We start from the raw sequence: 15,120 nt of genomic DNA on the forward strand, positions 1-15,120 counted from the left end.
TCTTAATATAATAATCAGACATATATCCTGATTATTATCGGAACAATCGAGACTCAGATGGACGATCAATCTTTAAAACAAGCCGCTTTGTATTACCATGAATTTCCAACCCCAGGAAAAATCAGTGTGACACCTAGCAAGCAGCTCGTTAACCAACGAGATTTAGCGCTTGCATATTCTCCTGGTGTTGCTGCTCCATGTTTGGAAATCGAACGTGACCCTTCTGCTGCTGCGAAATACACAGCTCGCGGAAACCTAGTCGCAGTCGTGAGTAATGGTACCGCCGTGCTTGGTTTGGGTAATATTGGTCCTCTTGCCTCTAAACCTGTAATGGAAGGTAAAGGCGTTTTATTCAAGAAGTTTGCTGGCGTTGATGTTTTCGACATCGAAATCGCTGAAAATGATCCAGATAAAATCGTCGATATCGTGGCATCTCTTGAACCAACATTTGGTGGTATCAATCTAGAAGATATCAAAGCACCTGAATGTTTCTATATCGAGAAAAAATTACGCGAACGCATGAAAATTCCTGTGTTCCATGATGACCAACACGGTACAAGTATTATTGTTGGTTCTGCACTTCTAAATGCATTGCAAATCGTAAATAAAAAAATCGAAGATATTAAAATTGTCGCTTCAGGTGCGGGTGCAGCTGCCATCTCTTGTTTAGATTTATTGTGTGCACTCGGTGTAAATAAACAAAATATCACCGTAGCTGACTCTCGTGGTTTGCTTACAACTTCACGTGATGGTCTAGATGAATCAAAGAAACGTTATGTACAAGACATTCAAGCAACGCAATTACATGAAGTAATGGCTGGCGCTGACATGTTCTTAGGTCTTTCAGCAGCTGGCATTTTAACCAAAGAAATGGTTAAAGAAATGGCTGAAAACCCAATTATCTTTGCATTAGCTAACCCAGATCCGGAAATTTTGCCTGAACACGCACATGAAGTTCGCCCTGATGTCATTATGGCAACTGGTCGTTCAGACTATCCTAACCAAGTAAACAACGCGCTTTGTTTCCCATATATCTTCCGTGGTGCACTAGACGTCGGTGCAACTACAATTAATGAGGAAATGAAGATCGCATGTGTACATGCAATCGCTCGCATGGCTCATGTTGAAGCGGATGCTGCAACGTATGGTGAGAAATCAGCATCTTTTGGTCGTAATTATTTAATTCCTCGCCCACTTGATCAACGCTTGATTCTTGAAATTGCGCCAGCGGTAGCTAAAGCAGCGATGGATTCAGGTGTAGCGACTCGTCCTATCGAAGATTTCTCAGCTTACCGACAACGTCTTTCTGAGTTTGTATACAACTCAGCATTCTTGATGAAGCCTATTTTCTCTCAAGCTAAATCTGATCCTAAACGCATTGCTTATGCTGAAGGTGAAGACGAACGCGTATTACGTGCAGTACAAATCGTTGTTGATGAAGGTCTTGCTAAACCAATCCTGATTGGTCGTACAACTGTGATCGAAGCGAATATCAAGAAATTAGGCTTACGCTTACAACATGGCGTAAACATTGAAATCGCAGATCAAGAACAAAACCCTTTATATGAAGAGTTCTGGAAAGACTATTATCAAACGATGCAGCGCAAAGGTGTAACAGTTGAGTATGCTCAGCGTGAAGCACGTCGTCGCTCAACACTAATCGCAGCATTGATGGTGAAGTTTGGCAAAGCTGATGGTATGTTGTGTGGTACTTATTCAAGCTACGATATCCATTTAGATTTCGTTAAAAATGTCATTGGACTAAAAGAAGGTCGCAGTACATTCTTTACTTTAAATGCGCTGATGCTTGAAGATCGCAACTTATTTATTGCAGACACCTATGTAAATACTAACCCTACTGCTGAACAGCTTGCTGAAATGACAATTTTAGCTGCTGAAGAAGTTCGTCGCTTTGGTATGACACCTCGTGTTGCTCTGCTTTCTCACTCTAGTTTTGGTAGTGATCAGTTTGACCCAAGTGCTCAAAAGATGCGTGAAGTCTTCCGTTTACTTTCAGAACAAGCTCCTGAGCTTGAGGTTGAAGGTGAAATGCATGGTGATGCAGCATTAGACGACAATATTCGTCATTTTGCATTCCCGAACTCACGTTTTAAAGGTTCAGCAAATCTTTTGATCATGCCTAATCTTGATGCAGCGAATATTTCATTTAACCTCTTAAAAGCAACTTCTGGTAACAACGTTACTATTGGTCCTATTTTATTAGGTGCTGCTAAGCCAGTTCATATCTTAACCCCAACGGCAACAACACGTCGTTTAGTTAATATGACAGCATTGACGGTTGCAGAAATTCAACAAAGTCAAAACTGATTATCTTAAGCAGAGGTTTTCGAGAAAAGCTTCGCTTAATGCTTGAGAAAACCTCTATTCTGTTGCATGATTGTGTGAAGAATAGAGGTTTTTTATGCAAGTTTATTTAGTAGGCGGTGCTGTCAGAGATCATTTACTTGGGCGCCCCTATCACGAAAAAGATTACGTGGTGGTCGGAGCAACACCCGAACAATTACTCGCAGATGGATTCCAACCTGTAGGTAAAGACTTCCCTGTATTTCTTCATCCAAAAACAAAAGAAGAATATGCTCTCGCGCGTACAGAACGTAAGTCTGGCGTGGGATATCATGGATTTCAATTTCATACCGATAAAACAGTCAAATTAGAAGAAGACTTAATACGTCGTGATCTCACCATCAATGCAATGGCAATGGATGAAAATGGAAATATTTATGACCCATATGGTGGTCAAAATGATCTTAACCAAAAAATTCTTCGTCATGTCTCAGATGCTTTTATTGAAGATCCACTACGTGTTTTACGCGTTGCAAGATTTGCTGCACGTTATACAGCTTACGGATTTAAGATTGCTGAAGAAACATTAAACCTAATGAGCGAAATCGCAAGTTCTGGTGAATTAGATGCACTAACACCTGAACGGGTTTGGAAAGAAACTTCTCGTGCATTGATGGAAGATCATGCCGATGTGTACTTTCAAACACTCAAAGACTGTAATGCTCTCAAAGTTTTGTTTCCTGAGATAGATGCATTATTTGGTGTCCCACAACGCCCCGAATTCCACCCAGAAATTGACTGTGGTATTCATACATTAATGTCATTAAGACAGGCTTGTTTAGCAAATTACGCCCTAGACGTTCGTTATGCAGTACTTGTACATGATTTAGGGAAGGCGCTCACACCTGCTGAGGAATTACCCAAGCATATTATGCATGAAGAAAGAGGTTTAAAACCTGTTGGTGATATTTCTGATCGCTTAAAAGTTCCTACACAGCTCAAGAACTTGGCGCTTATCGTTTGTAAAGAACATTTAAAATGTCACCAAGCCAAAAACCTTAAACCTGGCACGCTATGGCGCTTATTACAACGTTTAGATGTATTACGCAAACCTGAGAAGGTTCAGGCATTTGTACAGGCATGTGAATGTGATGCCAAAGGTCGTTTAGGTTTAGAGAATCGCCCCTATCCACAAGCACAATACATCTTAGATGCGATGGAAATTGTGAGAAAAATACGTGCTCAAGATTTACCGCCAGATATTCAAGGTGTTGAAATAGGTGAAATGTTGATTCAATATCGCATTGATGCTTTGGCTAAATTTAAAGAACAGCATGATGAGCCATCATCTGCATCATAATTTTTGCATAAAAAAACCCAGTCAAAAGTGACTGGGTTTTTTTATTTTACTGATTCAATAAAAATTATTGAGCAGCAGCAGCTTGAGCAGCAGCAACTTCATCAGCAAAGCTCATTTCAGCTTTCTTCTCAATACCTTCGCCTACTTCGAAACGAACGAATTGAGCTACAACTGTACCAGTTGCTTTTAATACATCAGCAACTTTCTTGTCGTTGTCGATAACATACATTTGACGATCAAGAGCAACTTCGTTCAAGTATTTTTCTACTGAACCAGTTACCATTTTCTCAACGATGTTTGCTGGCTTGCCAGATTCTAACGCTTTCGCTTCAGCAATTTCTTTCTCTTTAGCGATTAAGTCAGCTGGAACAGCTTCAGCATTAACTGCAACTGGGTTGAACGCAGCAACGTGCATTGCAATACCTTTACCAGTGTCTGCATCACCTGTATAAGAAACAACAACACCGATTTTTAAACCGTGCTTGTAAACAGCTAAGTTTTCGCCTTCAACGATTTGTGCACGACGAACTTGGATGTTTTCACCGATTTTTTGAACAAGCGCAACACGAGCTTCTTCTACAGTAGCCCCGTCTTCAAGCTTAAGTTCAGCAATTTTTGCTGCATCAGTTTCACCAGCGGCAAGAGCAGCTGTAGCAACTTTGTCAGAGAAGTTTTTGAAGTTGTCGTCTTTAGCAACGAAGTCAGTTTGACAGTTAACTTCAACAAGAATCGCTTTGTTACCGTTTTGAATGATCGTGATCGCACCATCAGCAGCAATGTTACCAGCTTTTTTAGCTGCTTTTGCTTGACCTGATTTACGAAGGTTATCAATTGCAAGTTCGATGTCGCCGTTTGCTTCTGTTAATGCTTTTTTGCATTCCATCATTGCAAGACCAGTACGGTCACGTAATTCTTTTACCATGCTTGCAGTAATTGCAGTCATGTTGATCTCCTAAATCGGTAGAAAATAAATCTGTTCAACAAAAACGGCCCAAAGAAACTCTGGACCGTTTGCAATCTCGACGCTTTAATTTGCCACCATTACATGTCGCAAAAATGACAAGCTTGCGTCAAAACGCATTAAGCCTCAGAAGCGTCTTTCGCAGCGTCATCGCCTTTTGCTTGAGCGTTCGCTTGTGATTGAGCGTATTCTTTACCAGCAATGATAGCGTCAGCCATAGCTGAAGCGTATAACGTTACTGCACGGATCGCATCATCGTTACCAGGAATAACGTAATCTACGTTATCTGGGTTTGAGTTTGTATCAACGATACCGATTACAGGAATACCTAAGTTTTTAGCTTCTTTGATTGCAATCGCTTCGTGGTCAACATCGATTACAAATAATGCGTCAGGTAAACCACCCATGTTCTTAACGCCGCCTAAAGCACGTTCAAGCTTGTCCATCTCACGAGTACGCTCTAAAGCTTCACGTTTAGTAAGCTTAGCAAAAGTACCATCTTGAGATTGAGTTTGAAGATCTTTTAAACGGTTGATAGATTGGCGAAGAGTTTTCCAGTTCGTCAACATACCACCTAACCAACGGTGATCTACATATGGTTGACCAGCACGTTGAGCTTGTTCACGGATGATGTTAGAAGCAGCACGTTTCGTACCAACGAATAATACTTTGTTCTTTTTGCTCGCCAAGTTGTTAACGAAGTTCAATGCATCATTTAACGCAGGAACAGTGTGCTCAAGGTTGATGATGTGAATTTTGTTACGCGCGCCAAAAATGTATTGACGCATTTTTGGGTTCCAGAAACGAGTTTGGTGACCAAAGTGTGCGCCTGCTTGAAGAAGGTCGCGCATGCTTACGTTGTAATCTGCCATTTTCTTTACCTTAAAGTTTGGGTTAGGCCTCCATATATCCGCATTCTCCACCTATTGCTAGGCACCCAGAGTAATGTGACGATATATGTGCGGATTTTGTATAACTACTTATCAATTTTTCGAACCACTTCTTATTTAGAAAATAGTCACGAAAAGCATTTGATAAAATAGGCGGCTATTTATACCATAGACGCTTGCGAATTACCAAAAGTTTTTAGAGATCATGAACACGACTTATACAGCTCCTCGTCGATTAATCAAAACTCCCGATGAAATTGAAAAAATGCGCATCGCGGGGAAATTGGCGGCTGAAGTTTTAGACATGATTAAACCGCATATTAAAGCGGGAGTGAGTACTTTAGAACTCGATACAATCTGTCGCAATCATATTGAAAATGTACAAGATGCTATTCCTGCTTGTGTAGGTTATGGTGCAGCTCCAGGTCGACCTGCATTTCAACATTCAATTTGCACATCTGTTAACCATGTCGTTTGTCATGGTATTCCATCTGAAAATAAAATTTTAAAAAACGGCGATATTCTAAATATCGATGTCACAGTAATCAAAGATGGTTATCACGGCGATACCAATATGATGTATATCGTAGGTGGTGAGACGTCTATTTTGGCAAACCGTTTGTGTCAGGTTGCACAAGAAGCCATGTATCGTGGTATGGCGACTGTACGTGATGGTTCTTATTTAGGTGATATCGGACATGCTATTCAACAATATGTTGAGTCTGAGCGTTTTAGCGTAGTTCGAGAATATTGTGGTCATGGTATTGGAAATGTGTTCCATGATGAACCACAAGTTCTACACTATGGACAAAAAGGTACAGGAATGCGTTTAGAGGCTGGCATGACCTTTACTATTGAACCAATGGTGAACGCTGGCGTTTGGCAAACAAAATTATTAGGTGATAAATGGACTGTTGTCACAAAAGATCATAAATTGTCTGCTCAATACGAACACACCATCTTAGTGACTGAGACTGGAATTGAAGTATTGACAGCTCGCCCTGAAGAAGATCTTTCACGTTTTCAATAATTCATTTTTAAGGGTGGGTACTTAAGTACCCACCCTTTTTAGCGTAAAAATCACTCAATTTTAATCTAATTACTACAATTTTTTTCATAGTTATAATAATTATAAATTCTATCTATACAAATTCTGCATAAAAAAACGTTATGGTGAGCGCAAGAAAAATCCTTACAAACTTTAGGACATGGAGTCCCAAGATGATGAAGAAGTCATTTGCATGCCTGATTACAACAGGTTTATGTGCCCTTCCTACACTTACTTTTGCAGATTCACCATATTTTAGCCTCAAAGATGGAGATGGGTTTAAGCGCTTCTCTATTTCAGCTGGTCCCCTATATGTAAAACCAACGGGTAAAGGACAACCTATACGTGTAAATACCTCTGTTGCAGAGGGAACCAAAACCAAAGTTGGAGATGTCAAAGGCGATTCTGTATTAGACGCGATTGATGAATCACAACCAGAAGCTACAGCTAAAAAAGCTATATTAAAAGGCGTTCTTGATCTAGAAAGACATACACTCCTTAATTTGGGTAAAGAAGGTATTGTCTCTTATAAAGGTGATGATGGAGCACAGTACCTCAGAGCGAGCACTGCAGGTACAGCAGAAATCAATGGTTTATCTTCATGGGAAAATCAAGGTACAGGTCTTGAAGCCGATGATGTTCTAACCTTAGGGATCATGACAAGTTATCATTTTACAGATAATCTGTCGTTGGAAGTTAAAGCTGGTATCCCTCCTAAAGTAGATATTCAAGGTAAAGGAAAAATTTATGCACCTTTAACAGGGATCGCTACTCCAGAAGGATTAGGTGTAGTAGTTGGTGATCTTCCATTAAAGAAAGATATTTTCATTACGGACTTAGAAGCCCATAAAAAGACATCTTCCGCACGTGCTTGGACACCTGCATTCGAACTCCAATACCGCTTTGGAAAAACCGGTATAAATAAATTTAGACCATATGTTGGTTTAGGGCTCATGTATGCTTACTTCAGTGAACTAGAAATGAACCCAGACTTGGAAAAAGATCTTGTCAATGCTGGTCATATGATTGTCAATATTAAAGACGGTAAAGCTGGCGCAGCTCTAGACCAGAAAAAAAGCTCAGGAAATCCAAAAGTTAAGTTAGATGCTTCAGATACTTTTGCTCCTGTAGCAACGGTTGGTTTTACCTATGATTTTAATGAAAAATGGTACGCTGTAGGCTCTGTATCTTATGCTCACTTAAGTACTGATGCTACTATTACTGTGAATGATTCAAAATATGGGGAATTAATTAAAGCCAAAGCAGATATCGAAATTAATCCTATTTTAGGTTATGCAGGTATCGGCTACCGTTTCTAATCTTTTCTTTTTATCAAAGCAGCTTCGGCTGCTTTTTTTCGATCGCTATGTTTTTAATCAAACTGTATAAAAATGATGCACCATTTAAAAACAACTCATTCAATATTGCCTTACAGTTGCTATCACATTTCCTGTTTTTAAAATTTAAGCAACTGCCCACTCGGAATCTATAACAATAGAATAATTAATTTTCGCGATTTAAATTAGAATTTTAAATTGTTCTTTTGGTTAAATATTTTTATTGGCACATCCCTTGCATACTTCATAACATACAGAATCAATGTCGATTCAAAAAAATTTGTTGACGGCCAACGATGTCCGTTCTGTTCGATGTGCTCTCGCAAATATTGCGAAGCAAAAATTAATAACGTTCAGTTCAGGAGAAGGCTATGTCTTCAAATATGAATTTAGATGCAAAAAAAGCGACTGAAATAAAATTATTCAGCTTTTCCACTCCTGCGATGCGCGCCTTCCATATGACATGGCTTGCATTTTTCGTGTGTTTCTTCGCATGGTTTGCATGTGCTCCATTAATGCCAGTTATTAAAGGGGAATTTAATTTAACCAAAGATCAGATTGCAAATATCAATATTGCGGCTGTTGCCATCACTATTCTGATTCGCCTAATCGTTGGTCCACTTTGCGATAAGTACGGACCTCGTAAAACATACACTGCATTATTAATCTTGGGGAGTATCCCAGTATTCGGTGTTGCAGCAGCAAATACCTATGAGTCGTTCCTTTTCTTCCGCCTTTTAATTGGTGCAATTGGTGCGAGCTTCGTTATTACTCAATACCATACCAGCGTTATGTTTGCGCCTAACGTTGTCGGTACAGCAAATGCAGCATCTGCGGGTTGGGGAAATGCAGGTGGTGGTGCAACACAAGCAATCATGCCGTTAATTCTCGGTGCAATTGTGATGTTTGGTGTAGAACAAGCAATGGGCTGGAGAATTGCACTGCTTGTACCTGGCATTATGATGGTGATTGTTGGTGTACTTTATTGGAAACTCACTCAAGACTGTCCACAAGGTGATTTCAAAGAATTACGTGCGAACGGTGTCGAAGTTGGTAGCGGTAAAAAAGGTGGAATGGCGATTTTAATGCAGGCAGCACGTAACTACCGCGTTTGGATCCTATTTGTCTCTTATGCAGCATGTTTCGGTATCGAAATCTTCATTCATAACATTGCAGCAATGTACTACGTTGACCACTTCAACATGGGTTTAAAAGAAGCAGGTTTAACTGCGGGTATCTTTGGTCTTCTCGCACTATTCGCTCGCGCACTTGGTGGTATCGTATCGGATAAAGTGGCACTTACTAAAGGATTAGATGGTCGTACAAAAGTTTTATTCATCCTGATTTTACTTGAAGGCTTATTCCTCATTTTATTCTCTCAAATGAATACAATTGGTTTGGCAATCATCACGATGACTGTGTTTGCATTATTTACACACATGTCATGCGGTGCGACATATGCCTTAGTACCATTTATTGATCGTAATGCACTTGGTGGCGTAGCAGGTATTATTGGTGCAGGCGGAAATGTGGGTGCAGTCGCAGCAGGTTTCTTATTAAAAGGCTTACTTGATGTTCAAACTTGTTTGATGATTTTGGGATGCCTTGTGACTGTAGCTGCATTCACTGTCGTTCTCATTCGCTTCTCAGTTGAACACAAAGACAAAGAAAAAGAATTATATGAACAAGCTTTGCTTGAGCGTAATTTAACAACCTAAATGCATACTTTTAGAGGATGAGGCTTTCTCATCCTCCCTCTCTCCAAATTCAAATACTTTATTAAGGATACTGCGATGAATAAATTTTCGTATTCATTAATCACGCTTGCATGTTTATCTACCCTTACTTCAGCATCAGATAATTTTTTCTCTCAAACAAAACTTAGCTTAGATACTCGCTTACGTTATGAGCTTGTTGATCAAGATAATACTCTCAAAAATGCTGATGCATGGACATTACGTATTCGTCCTGCGATCCAAACGGGTTCATGGTATGGTCTAAGTGCATTCGTTCAAGGTGAAGGTACAGTCGAGATTAATGATGAATTTAATAGCACTCGAAATAGTCAAACTCAATACAGCACTGTTCCTGATGCTGAAAACTTGCAACTCAATCAAGCCTATTTAAAATATGTTTACAACCCTAATTTTGATTTAACCGTAGGTCGTCAAACAATTAACTTAGATAATCAACGTTTTGTAGGTGCAGTTGCTTGGAGACAGAATGACCAAACCTTTGACGCTGTAAGTTTGAACTATAAACCTTGCAAAGAATTTGGATTATTTTATTCATATATTGATCAAGTCAATACCATTTTTGGTAGTGAAGAACCTGAGCCTAAGTTCATTCAAGCCCAAGCGAGTAAACAAGAAAGTAAAATTCATTTGATTCAAGCCAAAATGAATTACAATCCTCTTTTAAATGCTGTGGTTTATGGTTATTTGATGGACTTTGAAGATCTTGCTGCATGGTCAAATCAAACCTATGGTTTGAGAGTGACAGGTAAGAAAAATGACTTCAAATATTCAGCAGAATATGCAAATCAAACAGAATATGCAGACCAACCAACCGATTATGATGCTGACTACTATGCTCTTGAGCTGGGTTACAATATATCGAGTCAATCAACAATTATTGGGGACATTTCGATTGGTTATGAAGTTCTTGGTAGTGATGATGGAAAAATTGCATTCCAAACACCATTAGCAACCAAACATAAATTTAATGGTTGGACGGATATGTTATTAACGACGCCTGCCAATGGTTTGAAAGACTTGTACATCACATCTAACTTTAATATTTTCAGCAAAGGGAAACTGGGTACGGAATTGCATCAATATCGAAGCGAGGAAAAGAATATAGATTATGGTCAAGAATATTCAATTTCTTATAGCCATACCCTACCAATCAAAGGTTTATCTGCTCTAGCAAAATATTCAGACTATCAAGCAAATGATTTTGGTGTTGATACACAAAAATTATGGTTACAGGTCGATTATAAATATTGATCAATAACTATTCACTTTAATCCAGTGGAATTGAATGCACTTAATCATTTCATTTGATTCACTTTATTAACCAAGGTGCAGAAATTGAAAAGGTTAAGTTGCGATGAAATGTCATCAAAGCATCAAAAAACTGTCATCAAAATATAAGAATTGACTGGTTAAATGAAAAATAAAAAAGCTTAAAAAACTAAAAAGCTTGCTGATTGACCTTCAGCAAGCTTTTTTCTTTGATTAACGTTTTGGTAATGGTATGTACTGTGACTGAGCATTTTGTTGAACTTTTCGCTCACCAACTTTCACTTGCAGCGTTTGTTGTTTTCCATCACGCTCAACGATCACATTAATGATGCTTTCAGGTGCTTGTAATGCTACATAATTAATTAAGTGAGATGCAGATGTAATCTGCTCATTATTCACTTGAATAATTTTATCATTACGCTTCACCCCTGCTTCATCCGCAGGTCCACCACGTAAAACATCGGCAACAACAACACCTACAGATTTGGCTGCTAATACATCTTGCTCAACAGTGTTCGGAATTAAGCTAATACCTAACCAACCACGCACAACACGTCCATCTTTCAAAATTGAATTTAGAACTTGTTGGCATACATTTGCAGGAATCGCAAAACCAATTCCAAGTGATCCACCTGATTGCGAGAAAATAGCGGTATTTACACCGATTAAATTACCAGCAACATCAATTAATGCACCGCCTGAGTTACCTGGGTTAATTGCAGCATCTGTTTGAATAAAGTCTTCGTAAGTATTAATACCAAGATCTGAACGACCAGTGGCAGAGATAATCCCTTGAGTCACGGTTTGCCCTACACCAAATGGATTGCCAATTGCGAGAACGACATCACCTACTTCATTACCACTCAATTTGAATGGCAATACAGGAAGCTTATCCAACTCAATCTTGATCACAGCTAGATCTGTATCAGGGTCAGTGCCAATCACTTTCGCTTCTGCACGACGACCATCATGCAAAGCAACCACAATATGTTCAGCCTGAGCGATTACATGATTATTCGTCAGAATATAACCGTCTGCACGAACGATTACCCCAGAACCTAAACTATTTTCATTCTGTGGTTGTTGTGGCATTTGATTACCAAAAAACTCACGAAATACAGGATCATTGAGCAATGGATGATTCAACTGTTTGACTTTTTGTGTAGTAAAAATATTGACTACAGCAGGTGCAGCAACTTTAACTGCAGCACTATATGAAACAACGCCACCAGCTCGCGTCGTATCAATCAGAGGTTCAACTTTTTCAGCAGGCATTTTTACACCATCAGCTGCAACTGTTGGTTTAGGTTGATGAAATCTCTGCCAAGCCAGAAAACTAAATATAACAAGAATGAGTAATACCCAAGGTAACCATGTAAATGCACGGCGCACGTCTATTATCCTCTAGGCGAAATTAGTTTATGAGTAAGTAAAATATTGATGAACTAGAAATTTCTATCATTGTAAAGTAAATACCTTAAAATCAATGCAAAAGTTAAAAAAGTTTTGTCTAGCTTTAGTTACATTTAAAAATATGTTTTTATTATTCACAATGAGAGTGTTAACAATCTGAGGATAAGCATGGCTAATTTGCATGAAATTGTGCAATGGTGTAATCAAACTTTAAAAACCAACGAATTTAAAGACTATGCTCCTAACGGCTTACAAATTGAAGGTCGAACTGAAGTTAATAAAATTCTTTGCGCTGTCACAGCATCTGAAGATGCAATTGATGCAGCAATTGAGCAAAATGCAGATGTTTTGCTCGTACATCATGGTTACTTTTGGAAAGGCGAACCATATCCAATCACAGGAATGCGCGGTAATCGAATTAAGAAATTAATCCAAAATAATATCTCTTTAGTGGCTTACCATTTACCTTTGGATTCACATCCCACGCTTGGTAATAATGCCGCAATTGCAGATTTAATTGGTTTAAACCATTTGGAAGCTTTGGATCCATTTGAAAAGCATCCAATTGGCAATATTGGCTACCTAGAAAGTCCATTAAGCCCTGAACAGTTCAAAGAAAAGTTAAAAAATATTTTTGATTTTAATATTCTCCATTTACCTTGCAGCAAAAACACTATTCACAAGGTAGGTTTTTGTACTGGAGGCGCTCAAGACTTCATTGCAAAAGCAGCTGAAGCCAATTGTGATGCATACATATCTGGTGAAGTCAGCGAACGCACTTTCTACGAAGCAAAAGAGCAAAACATCCATTATTTTGCATGTGGTCACCATGCAACAGAACGTTATGGCGTTCAACGTTTAGCTAAGGCAATCACAACACAATTTTCAGTAGATACAGATTATTTTGAGTTAAACAATCCGATTTAATTAAATTGAATAATCCGATTTCATTTATCGTTTTTAATTGAACCTTTATTGTATATCGTTCTTTAAAAGACTGCCCTATTGTGTTTGGAATCATTTACAATAGAGCCACTTAACGTAAAACCCAGCAATTGCAAGGATTGGAACATGACAACCATTACTTTACCTGCACTTCCATATGGCTATGATGATTTAGCTCCGCATATTACTCGCGAAACTTTAGAATACCATCACGATAAACATCACAATACTTATGTTGTTAACTTAAACAACTTAATCAAAGGCACAGACCTTGAAGGTAAATCTTTAGAAGAGATCATCAAAGCATCTGCTGGTGATGCTTCTAAAGCAGGAATTTTCAACAATGCTGCTCAAGTATGGAACCATACATTCTACTGGAACAGCATGAAGCCAAACGGTGGTGGTAAACCAACTGGCGCGATTGCTGCAAAAATCGAAGAAGCTTTTGGTAGCTATGAAAAATTTGCAGAAGAATTCACTGCTGCTGCAACAACTCAATTCGGTTCAGGTTGGGCTTGGTTAGTTGCTGATGAAGTTAACGGTAAATTATCAATTACTAAAACTTCAAACGCAGATACTCCACTTGCACACGGTCAAGTTGCAGTATTAACAATTGACGTATGGGAACATGCTTACTACATCGATTTCCGTAACTTACGTCCAAAATACATTGCTACTTTCTTAGAAAGCTTAGTGAACTGGGACTACGCTAACGCTAAATTAGCTGGTCAGCCAGCTGGTGTAGAGAAATAATTTTTTATTTCTTGCGTAAAAACTGCCCATCTCGGGCAGTTTTTTTATTTATCCAATCATAAAAGAATAATTATCAAGCAAACAATTCATTTTATTTACTATTCTTGTTGACGCATCTGAAATTCATCCCTAAAATGCGCATCAGATTCTCCAATAGCTCAGTCGGTAGAGCGACGGACTGTTAATCCGCAGGTCCCTGGTTCGAGCCCAGGTTGGAGAGCCATCTACTATTCTCCCATAGCTCAGTCGGTAGAGCGACGGACTGTTAATCCGCAGGTCCCTGGTTCGAGCCCAGGTGGGAGAGCCAAGATTCAAAAAAAAGCCTATATCATTGATGTAGGCTTTTTTATTTCCCCCAATTCTGTCAAATAAAATTAGTTTTCATTTCCTTATCGCTAAAATCTAGAAAATGATGATAAAAAATACAATTAAATCAATATTTAAATTTTTTAGCTTAAACTCACTTGACCTACATCTGCTTCATGCATAGAATGCCTACCTAGATTCTCCCATAGCTCAGTCGGTAGAGCGACGGACTGTTAATCCGCAGGTCCCTGGTTCGAGCCCAGGTGGGAGAGCCAAATTCTAAAAACCCGCTCACTTTGAGTGGGTTTTTTATTAACTATTTGATTTGAATATGCTGGACTTACTTCAAACTATTTTCCTAGTTATTGGATGCATAAGTAGTATTATTCTTCTTGTTAGCTTTGTTCCTTTTTTTCTACCTAAACAAAAATTCTTTCCTCGATCAGTCATTAGTTCATTTGAAACTCAAATGTTCCTTCGATTAAAACAAGCCTTCCCCCACTACCACGTTCTGACTCAAGTGGCTTTTAGTGCATTAATTACTAGTGATCATTATAAAATTCGAAGCAAATTTAATCGTAAAGTTACCGACTTCGTGCTACTCAATAAAGATATGAAAGTTGTTGTGATTATTGAATTAGATGATCCGAGTCATCTCGGAAAAGAGCAGGAAGACAAACAAAGAGATCAAATGTTACAAGAGGCAGGCTATGATGTCATTCGCTATACTGAAATTCCATCCATAAAACAATTACAGATGGATATTCGTTCTTAAAA

The 15,120-nt window shown here is 38.7% G+C and carries 12 protein-coding genes and 3 tRNA genes; 12 read left to right on the forward strand and 3 right to left on the reverse strand.

Annotated elements, in window-relative coordinates; translation table 11 throughout:
• The first annotated feature begins 57 nt into the window (after nucleotides 1-57).
• Nucleotides 58-2,328 carry an NADP-dependent malic enzyme gene (locus tag MKL32_RS12715; RefSeq protein WP_005402331.1) on the forward strand — a complete coding sequence of 757 codons (2,271 nt, stop codon included), beginning with the start codon at nucleotides 58-60 and terminating at the stop codon, nucleotides 2,326-2,328.
• Between the two features lie 94 nt (nucleotides 2,329-2,422).
• Nucleotides 2,423-3,664 (forward strand): multifunctional CCA addition/repair protein, encoded by a 1,242-nt coding sequence (locus MKL32_RS12720; RefSeq protein WP_270900621.1) that lies wholly within the window; start codon nucleotides 2,423-2,425, stop codon nucleotides 3,662-3,664.
• A 64-nt stretch (nucleotides 3,665-3,728) separates the two neighbouring features.
• Here the strand turns inward: MKL32_RS12720 and tsf are convergent, their stop codons facing one another.
• Together tsf and rpsB are read right to left on the reverse strand one after the other, a co-directional pair.
• A complete protein-coding gene (gene tsf / locus MKL32_RS12725) occupies nucleotides 3,729-4,607 on the reverse strand; it encodes a translation elongation factor Ts (protein ID WP_004955180.1) in 879 nt (292 codons plus the stop codon).
• A gap of 137 nt (nucleotides 4,608-4,744) precedes the next feature.
• A complete protein-coding gene (gene rpsB, locus MKL32_RS12730) occupies nucleotides 4,745-5,497 on the reverse strand; it encodes a 30S ribosomal protein S2 (protein ID WP_004912304.1) in 753 nt (250 codons plus the stop codon).
• Between the two features lie 223 nt (nucleotides 5,498-5,720).
• Between rpsB and map the strand changes: the two genes are divergently transcribed.
• From map to MKL32_RS12750, 4 genes are all read left to right on the forward strand, one after another.
• Nucleotides 5,721-6,545, forward strand: coding sequence for a type I methionyl aminopeptidase (gene map / locus MKL32_RS12735; RefSeq protein ID WP_194597964.1), 825 nt, complete (start codon nucleotides 5,721-5,723; stop codon nucleotides 6,543-6,545).
• Nucleotides 6,546-6,736: 191 nt separating this feature from the next.
• Entirely contained in the window at nucleotides 6,737-7,882 is a 1,146-nt protein-coding gene (locus tag MKL32_RS12740) for an OmpW/AlkL family protein (protein ID WP_004963000.1), read from the forward strand.
• Between the two features lie 389 nt (nucleotides 7,883-8,271).
• A complete protein-coding gene (locus MKL32_RS12745; protein ID WP_004682636.1) occupies nucleotides 8,272-9,618 on the forward strand; it encodes an MFS transporter in 1,347 nt (448 codons plus the stop codon).
• 75 nt (nucleotides 9,619-9,693) lie between these two features.
• Nucleotides 9,694-10,908, forward strand: a complete 1,215-nt coding sequence (locus tag MKL32_RS12750) for an alginate export family protein (protein WP_270900622.1) — start codon at nucleotides 9,694-9,696, stop codon at nucleotides 10,906-10,908.
• Between the two features lie 231 nt (nucleotides 10,909-11,139).
• Here the strand turns inward: MKL32_RS12750 and MKL32_RS12755 are convergent, their stop codons facing one another.
• Nucleotides 11,140-12,318 carry a trypsin-like peptidase domain-containing protein gene (locus MKL32_RS12755; protein ID WP_004912314.1) on the reverse strand — a complete coding sequence of 393 codons (1,179 nt, stop codon included), beginning with the start codon at nucleotides 12,316-12,318 and terminating at the stop codon, nucleotides 11,140-11,142.
• Between the two features lie 189 nt (nucleotides 12,319-12,507).
• On the opposite strand from MKL32_RS12755, the gene MKL32_RS12760 reads away from it, so the two are divergent.
• From MKL32_RS12760 to MKL32_RS12785, 6 genes are all read left to right on the forward strand, one after another.
• The gene (locus tag MKL32_RS12760; protein WP_270900623.1) at nucleotides 12,508-13,266 is read left to right on the forward strand and encodes a Nif3-like dinuclear metal center hexameric protein; all 759 of its coding nucleotides are present in this window, start codon (nucleotides 12,508-12,510) and stop codon (nucleotides 13,264-13,266) included.
• A gap of 144 nt (nucleotides 13,267-13,410) precedes the next feature.
• Nucleotides 13,411-14,037, forward strand: coding sequence for a superoxide dismutase (locus tag MKL32_RS12765; RefSeq protein ID WP_004963006.1), 627 nt, complete (start codon nucleotides 13,411-13,413; stop codon nucleotides 14,035-14,037).
• A 147-nt stretch (nucleotides 14,038-14,184) separates the two neighbouring features.
• Nucleotides 14,185-14,260, forward strand: a tRNA-Asn gene (locus MKL32_RS12770).
• 8 nt (nucleotides 14,261-14,268) lie between these two features.
• Nucleotides 14,269-14,344: transfer RNA gene (locus tag MKL32_RS12775), tRNA-Asn, on the forward strand.
• Nucleotides 14,345-14,542: 198 nt separating this feature from the next.
• Nucleotides 14,543-14,618: transfer RNA gene (locus tag MKL32_RS12780), tRNA-Asn, on the forward strand.
• Nucleotides 14,619-14,674: 56 nt separating this feature from the next.
• A complete protein-coding gene (locus MKL32_RS12785) occupies nucleotides 14,675-15,118 on the forward strand; it encodes a DUF2726 domain-containing protein (protein ID WP_004912322.1) in 444 nt (147 codons plus the stop codon).
• The last annotated feature ends 2 nt before the right edge of the window (nucleotides 15,119-15,120 follow it).

Source organism: Acinetobacter sp. AOR34_HL (assembly GCF_027854795.1).
Lineage (GTDB): Bacteria > Pseudomonadota > Gammaproteobacteria > Pseudomonadales > Moraxellaceae > Acinetobacter > Acinetobacter junii.